This is a genomic window from Betaproteobacteria bacterium (genome assembly GCA_016720855.1).
In the GTDB taxonomy this organism is placed as follows: Bacteria; Pseudomonadota; Gammaproteobacteria; order Burkholderiales; family Usitatibacteraceae; genus FEB-7.
Window position 1 is genome coordinate 170813 of record JADKJU010000002.1, and the last position, 17156, is coordinate 187968.

12 protein-coding genes are annotated in these 17156 nt (G+C 68.2%); 8 read left to right on the top strand and 4 right to left on the bottom strand.

What is annotated here, in order from left to right:
- Positions 1-99: 99 nt before the first annotated feature.
- Entirely contained in the window at positions 100-2631 is a 2532-nt protein-coding gene (gene mgtA / locus IPP91_08005; protein ID MBL0142010.1) for a magnesium-translocating P-type ATPase, read from the top strand.
- Positions 2632-2692: 61 nt separating this feature from the next.
- Here mgtA and IPP91_08010 read toward each other — a convergent pair whose 3' ends face one another.
- Together IPP91_08010 and IPP91_08015 are read right to left on the bottom strand one after the other, a co-directional pair.
- On the bottom strand, positions 2693-3394 hold the full coding sequence (locus IPP91_08010) for a glutathione S-transferase N-terminal domain-containing protein (GenBank protein ID MBL0142011.1): 702 nt from the start codon (positions 3392-3394) through the stop codon (positions 2693-2695).
- Positions 3395-3457: 63 nt separating this feature from the next.
- Entirely contained in the window at positions 3458-4534 is a 1077-nt protein-coding gene (locus IPP91_08015) for an NADH:flavin oxidoreductase/NADH oxidase (protein MBL0142012.1), read from the bottom strand.
- 106 nt (positions 4535-4640) lie between these two features.
- Between IPP91_08015 and IPP91_08020 the strand changes: the two genes are divergently transcribed.
- Genes IPP91_08020 through IPP91_08030 form a run of 3 tightly spaced genes read left to right on the top strand, consistent with a single transcriptional unit; the run spans position 4641 to position 7320 of the window.
- On the top strand, positions 4641-5645 hold the full coding sequence (locus IPP91_08020; GenBank protein MBL0142013.1) for an isoaspartyl peptidase/L-asparaginase: 1005 nt from the start codon (positions 4641-4643) through the stop codon (positions 5643-5645).
- Positions 5646-6203: a GNAT family N-acetyltransferase gene (locus IPP91_08025; GenBank protein ID MBL0142014.1), complete on the top strand. Its 558-nt coding sequence runs from the start codon at positions 5646-5648 to the stop codon at positions 6201-6203.
- Positions 6190-7320, top strand: coding sequence for a patatin-like phospholipase family protein (locus IPP91_08030; GenBank protein MBL0142015.1), 1131 nt, complete (start codon positions 6190-6192; stop codon positions 7318-7320). The genes IPP91_08025 and IPP91_08030 overlap by 14 nt, the downstream gene beginning before the upstream one ends.
- Positions 7321-7336: 16 nt before the next feature.
- On the opposite strand, the gene IPP91_08035 is transcribed toward IPP91_08030, so the two are convergent.
- Positions 7337-8299 (bottom strand): tripartite tricarboxylate transporter substrate binding protein, encoded by a 963-nt coding sequence (locus IPP91_08035; protein ID MBL0142016.1) that lies wholly within the window; start codon positions 8297-8299, stop codon positions 7337-7339.
- Positions 8300-8346: 47 nt separating this feature from the next.
- Positions 8347-12045: a methionine synthase gene (gene metH, locus IPP91_08040; GenBank protein ID MBL0142017.1), complete on the bottom strand. Its 3699-nt coding sequence runs from the start codon at positions 12043-12045 to the stop codon at positions 8347-8349.
- A 262-nt stretch (positions 12046-12307) separates the two neighbouring features.
- Between metH and IPP91_08045 the strand changes: the two genes are divergently transcribed.
- The 4 genes from IPP91_08045 (at position 12308) to IPP91_08060 (ending at position 17149) form a co-directional block, all read left to right on the top strand.
- Positions 12308-13351: a hypothetical protein gene (locus IPP91_08045; GenBank protein ID MBL0142018.1), complete on the top strand. Its 1044-nt coding sequence runs from the start codon at positions 12308-12310 to the stop codon at positions 13349-13351.
- A 75-nt stretch (positions 13352-13426) separates the two neighbouring features.
- Positions 13427-15361 carry a molecular chaperone HtpG gene (gene htpG, locus IPP91_08050; protein MBL0142019.1) on the top strand — a complete coding sequence of 645 codons (1935 nt, stop codon included), beginning with the start codon at positions 13427-13429 and terminating at the stop codon, positions 15359-15361.
- A 40-nt stretch (positions 15362-15401) separates the two neighbouring features.
- A complete protein-coding gene (locus tag IPP91_08055) occupies positions 15402-15914 on the top strand; it encodes a TlpA family protein disulfide reductase (protein MBL0142020.1) in 513 nt (170 codons plus the stop codon).
- Positions 15915-15997: 83 nt separating this feature from the next.
- Positions 15998-17149, top strand: a complete 1152-nt coding sequence (locus IPP91_08060) for a tetratricopeptide repeat protein (protein ID MBL0142021.1) — start codon at positions 15998-16000, stop codon at positions 17147-17149.
- Positions 17150-17156 lie beyond the last annotated feature (7 nt).

A 17156-nucleotide genomic window follows, 5' to 3' on the forward strand; every position in this document is an offset into this window, starting at 1 on the left:
CTGGCGAGGCATTGCGTGCGGTCAAGCGTTCCTGGTGCCCGCGGCATAGCCTGATCCCATCGGATTGCCGGAAGCGATCCCGTGGACACTCCCGATAGCGTGCAGGGCACGACGGCCTGGTGGAGCGTTGCCGCCGCGGATGTCGCCGCCCAACTGGGCTGCGGCGACAGTGGGCTTGCGCCCGCGCAGGCGCAAAGGCGCCTTCGCGAAACCGGGCCCAACAAGGTCACGCAGGATCGCAACAGCAGCTGGGTGTGGCTCCTGGGCCGCCAGTTCGCCAGCCCGCTCGTCCTCATTCTCGTCTTCGCCGCGCTCGTCTCCCTCACGCTTCGCAACTGGATCGAGGCCGCGATCATCCTCGCCATCGTCGCGGGAAGCGCGCTCCTGGGTTTCGCGCAGGAGTTTCGCGCCTCGAAGGCGGTGGCCGAGCTGCAGGGCCGCCTCGCGCTCAAGGTCCGCGTGCGCCGCGGCGGCGAGACGCGCGTCGTCCCGGCGCTCGACCTCGTGCCCGGGGACATCGTGCTGCTCGCCGCGGGCAATCGCGTTCCCGCCGATGGGCGCGTGCTGGAAGCGCGCGACTTCATGGTGAGCGAGGCTTCCCTCACGGGCGAGTCCTTCCCCGTGGAAAAGCGGCCCGGCACGGTGGGCGCCGATACGCCGCTGGCCGCGCGCACCAACAGCGTGTTCCTCGGCAGTTCCGTGCGCAGCGGCACCGCCACGCTGCTCGTCGTGCGCACCGGCCGTTCGACCGCGCTCGGGGAAATCGCCGCGCGGCTGGGCTCGCAGGCGCCGGAGACGGAGTTCGCGCGCGGCATCCGCCGCTTCGGCTACCTCCTAGTGCGCGTCATGGTGGTCATGGTGGTATTCGTGATGGCCGTGAACCAGTGGCTGGGGCGGCCGGTCCTCGATTCGCTGCTCTTCGCGGTGGCGCTCGCGGTCGGGCTCTCGCCGGAGCTGCTCCCGGCGATCATGAGCGTGACGCTTTCGCGCGGCGCGCGCCACATGGCCCGCCGGGGCGTGATCGTGCGGCGGCTGGAGGCGATCGAGAACCTCGGCGGCATGGACATCCTGTGCACCGACAAGACGGGCACGCTCACCGAGGGTACGGTCTCGCTCGATGCGACGCTCGATCCGGAAGGGCGCGATTCACCCGATGTGCGCCGGCTGGCCCACCTCAACGCCGCCTTCGAGACCGGCATCGAGAACCCGCTCGACACGGCGATCGTGGAGGCCGGCCTGCGGGACGCACTCACGACCGCGGGCTGGAGGAAGGTCGACGAGATCCCGTACGACTTCATCCGCAAGCGCCTGACCATCGTCGTCGAGGAAGAAGCCCGCCCGGAAGCGGCCCTCATGATCACCAAGGGCGCGTTCGACACCGTGCTCTCCGTGTGCGGCTCCGTGGGACGAAGCGCAGGGGCGCAGCCCCTGGACGACGCCGCGCGTTCCGCCCTCGAGGCGCTCTACCGCGACATGGGGGAAAAGGGATACCGCGTGCTCGCCCTGGCGAAAGGCCGCGTTGAGCAACGCAGCCGCTACGAGCGCGACGACGAGCACGACCTCGTGTTCGCGGGGTTCCTGCGCTTCGCGGACCCTCCCAAGGCCGACGCGCAGCGCACGATCCGCGACCTGGCCGCCATGGGCGTGCGCGTGAAGATCATCACCGGCGACAACCGCTACGTCGCGGGCCACCTCGCCAACGTCATCGGCCTGGATCACGGCACCCTGCTCACGGGCGCGCAGATCGCGGCCATGCGCGACGAGTCCCTGTGGCACCTTGCGGAGGACACGGCGCTCTTCGCCGAGATCGATCCGCAGCAGAAGGAACGCATCGTCCGCGCGTTGCAGCACGGCGGGCACGCCGTGGGCTACCTGGGCGACGGCATCAACGACGCCCCGGCGCTGCACGCAGCCGACGTGGGCATCTCGGTGGAAGGCGCCGTGGACGTGGCGCGGGAAAGCGCGGACGTGATCCTGCTTCGCCCCGACCTCGACGTGCTTCGCCGCGGCGTGGCGGACGGCCGGCGCACCTTCGCCAACACGCTCAAGTACATCAAGATCACGACCAGCGCCAACTTCGGCAACATGGTGAGCATGGCGCTCGCCACGCCGCTGCTGCCCTTCCTGCCGCTGGCCGCCAAGCAGATCCTGCTCAACAACTTCCTCTCCGACCTGCCTTCGGTCGCGATCTCGACCGACCACGTCGATGCGCAGCAGGTGGCAGCCTCGCAACGCTGGGACGTGGCCGAGGTGCGTCGGTTCATGATCGTCTTCGGGCTGCTCAGCACCGTCTTCGACCTGCTCACCTTTTTCCTGCTGCTGCGGGTCTTCGACACCGACGAGGCCACCTTCCAGACCGTCTGGTTCGTGGTCTCGCTGCTGACGGAGCTGGCGGTCGTGTTCGTGCTGCGCACGCGCGGGTCCGCGTTCGCGAGCCGTCCGAGCGCGCTGCTGGCCGTCACCTCGCTCCTGGTCGCCGCGGCCGCGCTCGCCACGCCGTGGCTGGGCGCCTTCTCGTCCGCATTCGGCTTCGTGCCCGTCTCCGCGGGGCTCGCCTGTGCCTCGGGGCTGGTGGTCGTCGCCTACCTGGCGGCCACGGAATTCGCGAAGCGCCGCTACTACGGCACCTGAAACGGAAGGCGGCGGCCGGCATCGCCGCGCCCCATCGTCGGGACGGGAATGGCCGGGCGCGCTATTTCAGGACACGCCTGTCCTGCCCGAAGAGAATCCTTCTTTCCTGTTCCGTGATGGGGCCGCGCGGCGCGGCGTTCACTTCCTTCGCCCGGGCATAGGCGCGCGTGGTGCCGGGACGCGCGCGGATGGCGGCGTGCCAGCGCGCGAGGTTCGGGAACTCGGAGAGTTCCTGCCCCTGCCGCTCCGGGATGATCCACGGGTAGGAGGCCATGTCGGCGATGGAGTACTGCTTGCCGAGGAGAAAATCGCGGCCCGCGAGCCGCCTGTCGAGGACGCCATAGAGGCGATTCGTCTCCTTCACGTAGCGGTCGATTGCGTAGGGAATCTTTTCCGGCGCGTAATGCTGGAAGTGGTGGTTCTGGCCGAGCATCGGGCCCAGCCCTCCCATCTGCCACATGAGCCACTCGAGCGCCTCCACCTGCCCGCGCAGATCCTTCGGGATGAACTTCCCCGTCTTGCCGGCGAGGTAGAGCAGGATCGCGCCGGACTCGAAGACGCTCAACGGCTTGCCTGCGTCGGCCGGCGCATGGTCCACGATGGCGGGGATCCTGTTGTTGGGCGAGATCTTGAGGAAGTCGGCCGCGAACTGATCGCCCTTCGAGATGTTGATCGCGTGCAGGCGGTACGGGAGCCCCGCCTCCTCGAGATACATCGTGATCTTGTGGCCGTTGGGGGTGGTCCAGTAGTAGAGATCGATCATCGATTCCTCCTTCAATTTGCGGCGTCAAACTGAAAAAGGGTCGCCTGTTCCTGACCCCTTTTCCTAGCGCCCGAGCGGGCCGGTATCGCAGCGCTTGTACTGGTCGGGCCAGGCCATCGTCACGCCGAGCGCCTTCGCGGCATGGCGCGGCCAGTAGGGATCGCGCAGCATCGCTCGCGCAAGGCACACGGCGTCGGCCTGCCCCGTGGCGAGGATGTGCTCGGCCTGCACCGGCTCGGTGATGAGCCCCACCGCCGCCGCGGGAATGCCGCAGTCGCGGCGGATGGCAGCGCAGAAGGGCACCTGGTAGCCGGGACCGAGCACGATTTTCTGGTCCGCGGCGTTACCGCCGCTCGACACGTCGATCATGTCCACGCCCAGTTCCTTCAGCTCGTGCGCGAAGGCGATCGACTGCTCGAGCGACCAGCCCCCCTCCTTCCAGTCGCTCGCGGAAATACGCACCATCACGGGCAAATCCTTCGGCCACGCGCCCCGAACCGCGCGGATCACGGTCAGGGGGAAGCGCATGCGATTGGAAAGCGATCCGCCGAAATCGTCGCTTCGCTCATTCGACAGCGGCGAAAGGAACTCGTGCAGCAGGTAGCCGTGGGCCGCGTGAACCTCCACCACCTCGAAGCCAGCCTGCAGGGCGCGGTCGGCGGCCAGATGGAAATCCGACACGCACGCCTCCAGGTCCGACGCGCTCATGGCCCGCGGGGCGGGGTAGCTGCCGAAGGGCAGATTGCTGGGACCGCGCGTCCTCCATCCCCCGGAGCCGGGTGCGAGAGGCTTGCCGCCGTTCCACGGCTTGTCGCAGGAGGCCTTGCGTCCCGCGTGCGCGAGCTGGATGCCGGGCACGCAACCCTGCGCCTTGATGAACGCAACGATCGGCTTCCAGGCCTCCCTGTGCCCGGCCGACCAGATGCCCGCGTCCCACGGCGTGATGCGTCCGTCCGGCGAGACGCTCGCGGCCTCCGTGAACACCAGGCCCGCGCCGCCGACGGCGCGGCTGCCCAGGTGCACGAGGTGCCAGTCGTTCGGGACGCCGTCCTCGCACGAGTACTGGCACATCGGAGAGACGAACACGCGGTTGGGAATCGTGACGGAGCGAAACTTGATGGGGCTGAAGAGGAGGGACATGGCTCGCAGGGGGAGGCTAAGGCGATGAGCCGATGAATCTAGCACGGCGCGCGGGAAATGGCCCTGCCGGTCGGCTAGAATCGAAGCGCATCCCATGGAGAACGCCATGAAGCATCTCGCCGCGGCGATCGCCGCCGCCGCCGGGCTTTCCGCCCTCGCCCAGGACAGGCCCTTCGCCATCGCCATCCACGGCGGCTCCGGCACGATCACCCGCGCCTCGCTCTCGCTGGAAAAGGAATCCGCCTACCGGGCCGTGCTGGCGCAGGCGCTGCAATCCGGGCAGGAGATCCTCGTCGCGGGGGGCACCAGCCTCGACGCGGTCGTGGCGGCCGTCAAGGTCATGGAGGATTCGCCCCTCTTCAACGCCGGCAAGGGCGCCGTGTTCACGAACGCGGGGACCAACGAGATGGACGCTTCCATCATGGATGGCCAGGGCCGGCGCGCGGGCGCCGTTGCGGGCGTGACGATCGTGAAGAATCCCGTCGAGGCGGCTCGCGCGGTGATGGACAGGTCGCGCCACGTGCTGCTCGCCGGCAAGGGCGCCGAACAGTTCGCCCGCGAGCAGGGGCTGGCGATCGTGGACCCAGCCTATTTCCGCACCGAGGAGCGCTGGCAGCAGCTCCAGCGGGCGAAGGAGCGCGACAGCATCCCCATGGATCACGAGACGCCGGGCAAGTCGGGCGCCCTCGAGGAGCACGAGAAGCTCGGCACCGTGGGCGCCGTGGCGCTCGACCGGGCGGGCAACCTCGCCGCCGCCACCTCCACCGGCGGGCTCACCAACAAGCGCTTCGGCCGCATCGGCGACTCGCCCCTCGTGGGCGCTGGCACATGGGCGGAGAACGAGAGCGTCGCCGTGTCCGCTACCGGCACCGGCGAGATGTTCATCCGCGGCGTGGCCGCCTACGACATTGCGGCGCTCGTGAAGTACAAGGGGCTCTCCACGCAGAAGGCCGCGGACGAGGCGCTCGGCCGGGTGAAGGCGATCGGCGGTCGCGGCGGCGTCATCGTCCTCGACAGGGCCGGCGAACCCGTCTTCTCGTTCACCACCGAGGGGATGTACCGCGGCTTCGCGAAGGGAGCGGCGAAGCCCGAGGTCCTCATCTACCGCTAGATGCGCCCCGACATCGAACCTGCGGAGCTCGAGACGCCGCGCCTGGTCCTGCGACCGTATTGCGACGCCTATGCGAAGGAGCTGCATGCGGCCGCGCGCGAGTCCGTCGCCACGGTCGGCGCCTGGATGCCGTGGTGCCACGCCGGCTACACCGAGGACGACAGCACTGCCTGGGTGAGAAAAGCCCGGTTGGCCTGGCGCAACGGCGAGGAGTTCGCCTTCGCGATGTTCGATCGCACCGGACGCTACGCCGGCGGGGCGGGGCTCAACAACTTCAACGCCCTGCACAACCTCGCCAACCTCGGCTACTGGATCCGCGAGTCGCGCCAGCGCGAGGGGCTCGCCGTCGAATCGACCATTGCCCTGGCGAAGTTCGGCTTCCAGGTGCTGGGGCTCACGCGCATCGAGATCGTGGCCGCCGAGGGCAACCGGCCCAGCCGGCGCGTCGCGCAGAAGGCTGGCGCGACCTTCGAGTGCCTCGCGCGCAACCGCCTCGTGATCCATGGCGTGCCCGTCGTGGCCGCCGTCCATTCCCTCGTTCCCGGTGACATTCCCTAAGGCAACCGGCGCCCTCACGATCCGCGCCGGTCCGCGCGCCCTCGCGGCGATCCGCGCCGACGGACTTCGCGCGGCCGACATCGCCCTCGTTCCCGGCGCGGCGGGAGGACCGAAGGCGCTCGGGCTGCACGGGCTGGACGTCGCGCTCTTCGGCGAGTGGTTTCCGAAAGCACCGCGCGTTCGCCACCTGGTCGGCGCATCGATCGGCGCGTGGCGATTTGCCGCCGCGTGCAGGCCGGATCCGGCGCAGGGGCTGCGGGAACTCGCCCGCCTCTATGCCGAGGAGCGCTATCCCCCGCGGCCCGGCGCCGCGCTCGTCACGCGCAAGGTTCGCGAGATGCTTGCCGCCCTTTTCGACGGGCACGAGAACGCGATCCTCGCCCACCGCGACTACCGCCTGCACATCCTGGCCGTGCGCGGCCGCGGCCTTCTCACCCGCGATGCCGGCATGCGGCTTACGGTCGGCTTCGGCGCCGCGGCATTCGCCAACCTCGCCGGACGCAGGCACCTGCGGCATTTCCTCGAGCGGACGGTCTTCCACGATGCGCGCGGGCGCCCTCCGTTTCTCGACGACGCGGCCCTGTCCGGGGATCTGGTGCCCGCCAGTGGCGCGGCGCCGATCCGATTCGACGCCTTCCATACGCACGCCGTGGCCCTCGGCCGCGACAACCTGCGCGAGGCGCTCGTCGCCTCCGCGGCGATCCCGATGCTGATCCATGCGGTTCCGGACATCCCGGGCGCGCCGGCCGGCGTGTACTGGGATGGCGGGCTCATCGACTACCACCTGCACCTGCCGTATTCACGCAGCGAGGCGCTGGTGCTCTATCCGCACTTCACGGACCGCATCGTCCCCGGCTGGCTCGACAAGGCGCTGCCGTGGCGGCGCGCGCGCGGCGAGTGGCTGGACAACGTGATCCTCGTCTCCCCGTCGCGCGAGTACGTCGCGAGCCTTCCCTTCGGAAAGCTCCCGGACCGCAAGGACTTCAAGCGCTTCGAGTCGGATTTCGATGGGCGGCTCGCCTGCTGGCGCAGGGCGATCGCGGAGAGCGCGCGACTGGGCGATGAGTTCCTCGCTTTTGCCGAGCGGCCCGATCCCTCGCGCGTGCTGCCGCTCTAGGGAAGCGGGCCGCTTCTCATTCCAGCGTGAGCCCCAGGGCCCGACCGATGCGCGCCCACTTCCGCGTTTCGGCACGCACCACGCGGGCGGCCTCCTCCGGGGTCGATCCCACCGGATCGATCCACTGCTTGTCCCACAACCGCGCCTTGAGTTCCGGCATGCGGATGATTCTTGCCAGCTCGGCGTGCAGGCGCTTCACCGCTTCCGGTGGCGTTTTCGCGGGCACGACGATCGCCATCCACACGAGCGCCTCGAATCCGGGGAACCCCGACTCCGCAACCGTCGGCACGTCCGCGACCAGCGCGGAGCGCGTCGCGCCCGTCTGCGCCACGACGCGAATCCTTCCTGCCTGCACCTGCGGGATGATCGCCGTCGGGTTGAGCGAGAGGACCTGCACGTCGCCCGCCAGGAGGGCCGTCACCGCAGCCGCGCCGCCGTTGTAGGGGATGTGGACCATCTCGATGCCGGCGGCGGCGTTCAGCTGCTCCATCGAAAGCTGCGAGACGCTGCCCTTGCCCACGGAAGCAAAATTGAGCCTGCCGGGCTGCGCGCCGGCTTTCGCGACCACCTGCGCCAGCGTCGCCGCACCGAGAGACGGATGCACCGCGATGAGGTTGGGTGCCGTGCCCACGAGCGTCACGAAAGCCAGGTCGCGCTCCACGTCGTACGGAAGATTCTTCGCGAGCGCCGGGCTGATCGCGAGCGGGCCATTGGTTCCCATGAGGAGCGTGTGGCCATCGGGTGCGCTCTTCGCCACCGCGTCGGCCGCGATGTTGCCGCCCGCACCGGGGCGATTCTCGACCACGACGGGCTGGCCCAGCGCCCTGGAGAGCGGCTCCGAAAGCGCGCGCGCCACCACGTCGGGCTGGCCGCCGGGGGCGAAGGGAACGACGATCCTGACCGCCTTCGAGGGCTGCCAGTCGGCAAACGCCGGCAGCCCGGGAACAAGCAGTGCAATGAACAGGGGGAGAATGCGCATGGCCATTCGGGGACGTGCTCGCAAACCGGTTCCCGATCGATACCCGGTCAGTAATTGAGCACCGGCGCGAGCCATCGCTCGCACGCCGCGAGGTCCATGCCCTTGCGATGCGCGTAGTCGGCGACCTGGTCCCTCTCCACCTTGCCCACCGCGAAGTAGCGCGACTCGGGATGCGAGAAGTAGAAACCGCTCACGGCCGCCGTGGGCAGCATCGCGAACGATTCGGTGAGCGTGATGCCGGCGTTCCTCTCCGCGTCGAGCAGGCGGAAGAGATCGGCTTTCTCGGTGTGGTCCGGGCAGGCGGGATAGCCGGGCGCGGGGCGGATGCCGGCGTACTTCTCGTTGACCAGCTCCTCGTTCGAGAGCTTCTCGTCCGCCGCATAGCCCCAGTATTCCATCCGCACGCGATGGTGCAGGTGCTCGGCGAAGGCTTCGGCGAGGCGATCGGCCAGCGCCTTCACGAGGATGGCGCTGAAGTCGTCGTGCTTCGCCACGAACTCCTTGACCCTCGCCTCGATTCCCCCGCCCGCCGTGACGGCGAACGCGCCGAGGTAATCGGGAATGCCCGAATCCTTGGGCGCCACGAAGTCGGCAAGGCACTGGTTCGCGTTGCCCGACGGTTTCTGGTTCTGCTGGCGCAGGTTGTGCCAGGTCATCAGCACATGCTGGCGCGTCTCGTCCGAGTAGATCTCGATGTCGTCGCCGACCGCATTGGCGGGCCAGATCCCGAACACCCCGTTGGCGGTGACCCAGCGCCCCTTCACGATGCGATCGAGCATCGACTGCCCGTCGCGAAAGACGTTGCGCGCGGCCTCCCCCACCACCGGGTCCTGGAGGATGGCGGGGTACTTGCCCACCAGATCCCACGCCTGGAAGAACGGCGCCCAGTCGAGGAAGGGCACGAGCTTGTCGAGGGGGTAGTTCTTCAGCGACACGAGCCCGAGCTGCTTCGGGCGCGGCGGCGCGTAGCCCTTCCAGTCGATCCGCACGGCATTGGCGCGCGCCTCCCCGAGCGAAATCGACTTCTGCCCCGTCTTTTTCGCGTGCGCGTCGCGCACCTTGAGATATTCCTGCCGGACCGAGCTCACGTAGTGGTCGCGATGCTCCTCGCTCACGAGGCTCGTGGCCACTCCGACCGCGCGCGAGGCGTCGGGCACCCACACCGTCGGCCCGGAATAGTGCACCTCGATCTTCACCGCCGTATGCGTTCGCGAGGTCGTGGCGCCCCCGATGAGGAGCGGCACCTTCATGCCGAGGCGCTCCATTTCCTTCGCGAAGTGCGCCATCTCCTCCAGGGAGGGGGTGATGAGGCCGGAGAGCCCGATCATGTCGGCCTTCTCGCGGGCCGCCGCCTCGAGGATCTTCTCCGCCGGGACCATGACGCCCAGGTCGATCACCTCGAAGTTGTTGCACTGGAGCACCACGCCCACGATGTTCTTGCCGATGTCGTGCACGTCGCCCTTCACGGTCGCCATGACGACCTTGCCCTTGGCCCGGGCGTCGGCGCTGCCCAGGAGCCTCTTCTCCTCCTCGATAAAGGGGATCAGGTGCGCCACCGCCTGCTTCATCACGCGCGCGCTCTTGACCACCTGCGGCAGGAACATCTTGCCGGCGCCGAAGAGGTCGCCGACCACGTTCATGCCGTCCATGAGCGGGCCCTCGATCACCTGGATGGGGCGCGCGAACTGGGTCCTCGCCTCCTCGGTGTCCTCGACGACCCACTGCGTGATGCCCTTCACCAGCGCGTGCGACAGGCGCTGCGCGACCGGAGCGTCGCGCCACGCGAGGTCCTCGGCCTGGTCCTTCTTCTGGCCCTTGAAGGTTTCGGCAAAGGTGACCAGGCGCTCCGTCGAGTCCGGGCGGCGGTCGAAAATCACGTCCTCGACGCGCTCGAGAAGGTCGGGCGCGATGTCGGCATAGACCCCGAGCTGCCCGGCGTTCACGATGCCCATCGTCATGCCGGCCTTGGCGGCGTGGTAGAGGAACGCGGTGTGCATGGCCTCGCGCACCGGCTCGTTGCCGCGGAACGAGAAGGAGAAATTCGACACGCCCCCGGAAGTCCTCGCGTGCGGCAAGTGGCGATGGATCCACGCCAGCGCCTCCAGGAAATCCAGGCCGTAGCGGTTGTGCTCCTCGATGCCGGTGGCGACCGCGAAGATGTTCGGGTCGAAGATGATGTCCTCGGCAGGGAAGCCCACCTCGTCCGTGAGGATCCGGTAGCAGCGCTCGCAGATGGATTTCTTGCGCTCGAGCGTGTCCGCCTGGCCCTTCTCGTCGAAGGCCATCACGATGACCGCGGCGCCGTAGCGGCGGGCGAGCTTCGCGTGCTCCACGAACTCCGCCTTGCCTTCCTTGAGGGAGATCGAGTTCACGACGCTCTTTCCCTGCACGCACTTGAGCCCTGCCTCGATCACGCTCCACTTGGAGCTGTCGATCATGACGGGAACGCGGGAGATGTCGGGCTCGGCGGCGACGAGGTTCAGGAACTTCGTCATGGCCGCCTGCGAATCGAGCATCGCCTCGTCCATGTTCACGTCGATCACCTGCGCGCCGTTCTCCACCTGCTGGCGCGCGACGGAGAGGGCCTCTGCGTAGTCGCCGGCGAGGATCAGGCGCGCAAACGCCTTGGAACCCGTGACGTTGGTGCGCTCGCCCACGTTCACGAAGAGCGACTCGTCGCCGATGTTCTGCGGCTCCAGGCCCGACAGGCGCAGCTTCGGCTCGATTGTCGGCGTGACGCGCGGCTTGCAGGAGGCGACGATCTGCGCGATGGCCTTGATGTGCGCGGGCGTGGTGCCGCAGCAACCGCCGGTGATGTTGAGCCAGCCGGCCTCGGCCCACTCACGGATGTAGGCGGCCGTCTCCTCCGGCAGCTCGTCGTATTCCGCCATCGCGTTCGGCAACCCCGCGTTGGGATGCGCGGAAACGAGGGTGTCGGCGATGCGGGCGAGCTCCTCCACGTGCGGGCGCAGCTGCCGCGCGCCCAGCGCGCAGTTGAAGCCGATGGAAAGGGGCCTGGCGTGGCGCACCGAATTCCAGAACGCCTCGGGCGTTTGCCCCGAAAGCGTGCGGCCCGAGGCGTCCGTGATCGTGCCGGAGATCATGATCGGAAGGCGCTCGCCCCATTCCTCGAAGAACTCGTCGATGGCGAAGAGCGCGGCCTTGGCGTTCAGGGTGTCGAAGATCGTCTCGACCAGGATGATGTCGGCCCCACCCTCGACCAACGCGCGCGTTGCCTCGAGATAGGCGTTCTTCACCTGGTCGAAGGTGACGGCGCGGTAGCCGGGGTCGTTCACATCCGGCGACAGGGAAAGCGTGCGGCTCATGGGGCCGAGCACGCCGGCCACGAACCGGGGCCGGGCCGGGGTCTTCGCCGTGAACTCGTCCGCCACCTCGCGGGCCAGGCGCGCTGCTTCGCGGTTGAGCTCCGCCACGATCGGCTCGAGGCGGTAGTCCGCCTGCGAGATGGTGGTCGAGTTGAAGGTGTTGGTCTCGAGGATGTCCGCCCCGGCCTCGAGGTATTGCGCGTGGATTTCCCGGATCACCTGCGGGCGCGTGAGCGTCAGGAGATCATTGTTGCCGCGCAGGTCGTGGGCGTGGCTCGCGAACCTCTCGCCGCGATACTCGGCCTCGGTGAGCTTGTAGCGCTGCACCATCGTGCCCATCGCGCCATCCAGCACGAGGATGCGGGTGGCCAGGGCGTCGTGGAGCGCCTTCAGGCGGGCGGATCGGTCAGCGTCTATCATCGTCGTCATTCCCGCGCGGGCGGGAATCCAGTCCCCATAAGCAAAAAACCCGTCAGCGCCGGGCGACAGGTTTTCGGGCCGGTCGCTTTAGCAGCATTTATTGAGCGCCCGCAAGCTGAAGGGTCAAATCGGCGCTTGTCGTCATTTTATCCTTCATAGGTACCGCCGGGCAATTGCGACGCGACCGGAGTTGCGTGCTCCCGCCTGGCCCGCCCAAAGGTGGGTATTCTGGAGGCACGCGGACTTCCGCGGAGAGTCGGGCATGCGCCCGATCGATTTCATGAATCCCAACATCCTTCTGCTGCCGATCCTCGTGCTGGGAATGCAGTCCTGCGACTCGGGATCGACTCCGGCGACCGGGGGCGGCACATCGCCGCCCTACGTTTCGGCGCCGGATTGCGTTGGCGCCGGCAACATCATCGCGGAAGAAGCCGCCGCCCCGTTCAATGCCACCTACGTCCGCGTGCAGCACATCGGCGATCGCGGCACCGCGGAGCTCGGCGGGGAAGTCGCCAATCGCGTGACCTGGAGGGTCGGTGAATTCACCGGTCTCTTCCCTCCGGAGTCCACGGTCGGCGATTTCCAGCGCGGCTACCGCGACGACCCGCCGCCCGTCTCGGCGAGCGCTTTCCAGCTATGGTGCAACGGCGCGGGATTCTTCATCAACACGTGGCAATTCGGCCACGCGATCGCGCTCGTCGGCGAGGGGCCCAGCGTCAGCATCGCACGCGATCTTTCCCCCGCCCCCGCACCCTTCCGCGACTCCGGTTCGGCGCTCACCCTCGAAGCAGCGATCGACGTGCGGCACGCGAACTACCAGGCGCCGCACGTCGGCGACGGAACGGCGCAGGTGAGCTTCTACTATTACGTCCAGGACCGGACCAGCGGCGTGGTCCTTGCCCATCTCATCATCCTGTTCGACAGCCGGCCGTTCGGCGTCGGCGGCTCCGGCGTGGAAAGCGTCGGTTCGGACGGGCACAATGCGTTCGTTTCGAGTCCGCTGCGGGAGACCGACGCCACCGGTGCGCCCGTCCGCTTCGTGCGCGCCCTCCCCCAATCCGCGCCGATGCGAGTGGTAACCCCCTGGGCCCGGCCGGATCTCTTCCGGGCCCAGGTAACCCGCGACATGTTCGGCGCCCTGCTTGCGCGGCTCAAGGCCGGACCGTTGCCCGCGATCTCCGCCGGCCCCGAGGACTATGACGTGCTTTCATTCGGCGTCCTGGCGGAGGTTTTTCCCGGCACGGGAGGGGAGCACAACCTCAGTTTCGGAGGCAGCGTCCTCGACCTGAGGCTGTCGGGAAGCTGAGGCGCCGGCGGGACGGCCTTGAAATTCGGCCCGTCGCACCCACATTGCGTTTTTCCGTTCCACGAGGATTCCCCCATGAGCGAAGGCACGACCGAACGCAGCGCGCGCGAGACCCGCGGCTTCCAGGCCGAGGTGAAGCAGCTGCTGCACCTCATGATCCATTCGCTGTACTCGAACCGCGAGATCTTCCTGCGGGAGCTGATCTCCAATGCTTCCGACGCCTGCGACAAGCTGCGCTTCGAGGCGCTGCACGATCCGAAGCTGTTCGAGGATGATTCCGACCTGAAGATCCGCATCGACTACGACCCGGCCGCGCGCACGCTCACCCTCGCCGACAACGGCGTCGGCATGAACCGCGAGGAGGTGATTTCCAACCTCGGGACGATCGCCAAGTCCGGCACGCGCGAGTTCTTTTCGCAACTCACGGGCGACCAGCAGAAGGACGCGCACCTGATCGGCCAGTTCGGCGTCGGCTTCTATTCCTCCTTCATCGTGGCGGACAAGGTGACGGTGCTCACCCGCCGCGCCGTGGAGAAGCCGGAGGAGGGCGTGCGCTGGGAGTCGGACGGCGGCGGGGAATTCGCGATCGAGGGTGTGGAGCGCGCCGCGCGCGGCACCGAGATCACGCTGCACCTTCGCGAAGGCCAGGACGACCTGCTGGACGGCACGCGCCTGCGCGCCATCATCCGCAGGTATTCCGACCACATCGTCCAGCCCATCCTCATGGCGAAGGAGGACTGGAAGGACGGCAAGACGCACAAGCTCGCCGAGCTGGAGACGGTGAACCAGGCCTCGGCCCTTTGGGCGCGCGCCAAGGGCGACATCACCGACGAGCAGTACAAGGAGTTCTACAAGCACGTCGGGCACGACTACGACGATCCGCTCGCGTGGACCCATGCCCGCGTCGAGGGCCGGCAGGAATACACGCAGCTCCTCTACATCCCGTCGCACGCGCCCTTCGACCTGTGGGACCGCAACGCCCGCCACGGCGTGAAACTCTACGTGCGCCGCGTCTTCATCATGGACGACGCCGAGCAGCTGCTGCCCACGTACTTGAGGTTCGTCCGCGGCGTGGTCGATTCGAGCGACCTGCCGCTCAACGTCTCCCGCGAGATCCTGCAGGAGTCGAAGGACATCGAGGCCATCCGCGCCGGGTGCGCGAAGAAGGTGCTGGGGCTGCTGGAAGGCCTGGCCGAGAACGAGAAGGACAAGTTCGCCACGTTCTGGGGCGCCTTCGGTCGCGTGCTCAAGGAGGGCATCGGCGAGGATTTCGCCAACAAGGAGAGAATCGCGGGCCTGCTGCGCTTCGCCTCGACGAACCTCGATACGGCCGACGAGACCGTCTCGCTCGCCGAATACGTCGCCCGCGCGAAGGAGGGGCAGGACTCGATCTACTACGTGACCGCCGAGACCTTCAACGCCGCGAAGAACAGCCCGCATCTCGAGGTGTTCCGCAAGAAGGGCATCGAGGTGCTGCTGCTTTCCGACCGCGTCGACGAGTGGGTGGTGAGCCATCTCACGGAATTCGGGGGCAAGGCGCTGGCATCGGTTGCCCGCGGCGGCCTCGACCTCGGCAAGCTCGAGGACGAAGGCGAGCGCAAGGCGATCGAAGAGGAGGCGACGCAGTTCAAGGGGCTCGTCGAGCGGATCAAGTCGAGCCTGGGCGAGCGGGTCAAGGAAGTCCGCGTGACCCATCGCCTGACCGAGTCGCCCGCCTGCCTCGTCTCCGACGAGGACGACGTGAGCGGCAACCTCGCGCGGCTGCTCAAGGCCGCCGGGCAGGGCGTGCCGGCCGCGAAACCGATCCTCGAGATCAACCCGAAGCACCCGGTGGTGCTGCGCATCCAGGGCGAGGAGGCGAAATTCGACGAATGGGCCTCGGTGCTCTTTGACCAGGCCCTCCTGGCCGAGGGCGGGCAGCTGGACGACCCCGCTGCGTTCGTCCGGCGCATCAACGGCCTGATGCTCGACCTGGGAGGCGGCCCGTCGCGAATCGTCCTGCCGGGGTAGGCTCCCGGCCGGAATCGGAGGGGTTGCTACACTGCCCCGCATGAGAGCGCCCCTCCTCCTCGCCCTCGGACTGCTCATCACTTGGGCGCCGGTCGACGCCGCCACGCCCGGCGAGGTTCCCGTGGGCGCTGTCCTGCGCGAGGCCACGCTCTACGGACTCACGCTCGACTACCGCAAGCTCTCCGACTTCCGAGGCAAGCCGCTCGTCATCAACGTCTGGGCGAGCTGGTGCGGCCCGTGCGTGGCGGAAATGGGTTCCCTGGATCGCCTTGCCCGCAAGTACAACGGCCGGCAGTTCCACATCATCGGGATTTCCACCGACGACTACGCGGAGAAGGCGCAGAAATTCGTGGTCGCCGCCGGCGTTTCGTTCGACAACTACGTCGACAGGAACCTGCTGCTCGAGACCATGCTCGGGGGCAGCCGCATCCCCCTCACGGTCCTAGTGGACGCGCGCGGGAAGGTGCTGATGAAGGTCTATGGAGCCCGGCAATGGGACAGCCGGGAGAACAAGGCGCTCATCGCGAAGACGCTGGGCGTGAAGCTCGACTGATCCCGCCAGCCCGCTCCCGGGCCGGCCGCGCACGAAGCAGCCATTTCGTCGCACAATGGCATCCGGCCTCCAAGGAGACGCCAATGAAATCCTGGGCAACGCTGCTGCTTCCCCTGGCGCTCGGCGCCTGCGCGGTCTCGCCGCCGGCCACCGAATCGGACCGCTTCTTCGCCGATGCCCGGTTCCGCGCCCCATCCGAAACCCCCGATGCCGCGGCGGTATTCGCGGTCAACGAGGCGATGCGGCGCTACCTCGCCACCGAACTGCGTGACACGCCGGGCTCCAAGGGCCGGCAGCAAGCGCTCATCGACGCGCTGCGCAGCAAGGATCGCCTCCAGCTCGAATACGACGCGGCGTACACGCGCAACGCCCGGCAGGCGTTCAACGCGCGCACCGGCAACTGCCTGTCGCTGGTGATCATGACCGCTGCCCTCGCGAAGGAGATGGGCATCGGGGTCCGCTTCCAGAGCGTGTCGGTGGAAGAGACGTGGACCCGGCGCGACGACCTCTACTTTTCCGTTGGCCACGTGAACCTCACGCTGGGACGCAGGCCTCCCGCCCTCGGGTCGCGGATCGACGACGGCGAGCAGCTCACGATCGACTTCCTGCCGCCCCCCGACCTGAAGCGCATCAACTGGCGGGTCATCGACGAGAAGACAATCCTCGCCATGTACATGAACAACCGGGCGGCCGAGGCGTTCGCCGCCGGCAAGGTGGACGACGCGTACTGGTTCGCGCGCGAAGCCATCCTGCAGGATTCGGGGTACATCGCCGCCTACAACACGCTCGGGGTCATCTACCAGCGCCGCGGCCACTACGCGCAGGCGGGGCGGATCCTGGCGTACGCCCTCGATCGCGAGCCGCGCAACACGACCGTGATGTCGAACCAGGTGTCCGTCCTCGCAAGCCTGGGCCGCACCGAGGAATCCCGGGCGCTCGCGCGGCAGCTGGCCGAGCTCGAACCGCATCCCGCGTTCGCCTACTTCAACGAGGGCCTCGCGGCGATGCGCGAAGGCCGGTACGCGGCCGCACGCGACCTTTTCGAGAAGGAGATCGACCGCGATCCCTACTACCACGAGTTCCGCTTCTGGTATGCCCTCGCCCTGGCCAACCTGGGGGAGACGGACCGCGCCCGCAAGCAACTGGCCCTCGCGATGGAGAACAGCACGACGGCTAAGGATCACGACCTTTACGCGGCCAAGCTGAAGCGCATCAAGTCGGCGCGCGCGCAGTAACTCGCCC

Bases quoted from the DNA above. Each gene is read 5' to 3' on its own strand.
- IPP91_08035 (MBL0142016.1), bottom strand. From the start codon at position 8,299: ATGCGCATTCTCCCCCTGTTCATTGCACTGCTTGTTCCCGGGCTGCCG.
- htpG (MBL0142019.1), top strand. From the start codon at position 13,427: ATGAGCGAAGGCACGACCGAACGCAGCGCGCGCGAGACCCGCGGCTTC.
- IPP91_08055 (MBL0142020.1), top strand. From the start codon at position 15,402: ATGAGAGCGCCCCTCCTCCTCGCCCTCGGACTGCTCATCACTTGGGCG.
- IPP91_08060 (MBL0142021.1), top strand. From the start codon at position 15,998: ATGAAATCCTGGGCAACGCTGCTGCTTCCCCTGGCGCTCGGCGCCTGC.
- IPP91_08020 (MBL0142013.1), top strand. From the start codon at position 4,641: ATGAAGCATCTCGCCGCGGCGATCGCCGCCGCCGCCGGGCTTTCCGCC.
- IPP91_08025 (MBL0142014.1), top strand. From the start codon at position 5,646: ATGCGCCCCGACATCGAACCTGCGGAGCTCGAGACGCCGCGCCTGGTC.
- IPP91_08010 (MBL0142011.1), bottom strand. From the start codon at position 3,394: ATGATCGATCTCTACTACTGGACCACCCCCAACGGCCACAAGATCACG.
- metH (MBL0142017.1), bottom strand. From the start codon at position 12,045: ATGATAGACGCTGACCGATCCGCCCGCCTGAAGGCGCTCCACGACGCC.
- IPP91_08045 (MBL0142018.1), top strand. From the start codon at position 12,308: ATGCGCCCGATCGATTTCATGAATCCCAACATCCTTCTGCTGCCGATC.
- IPP91_08015 (MBL0142012.1), bottom strand. From the start codon at position 4,534: ATGTCCCTCCTCTTCAGCCCCATCAAGTTTCGCTCCGTCACGATTCCC.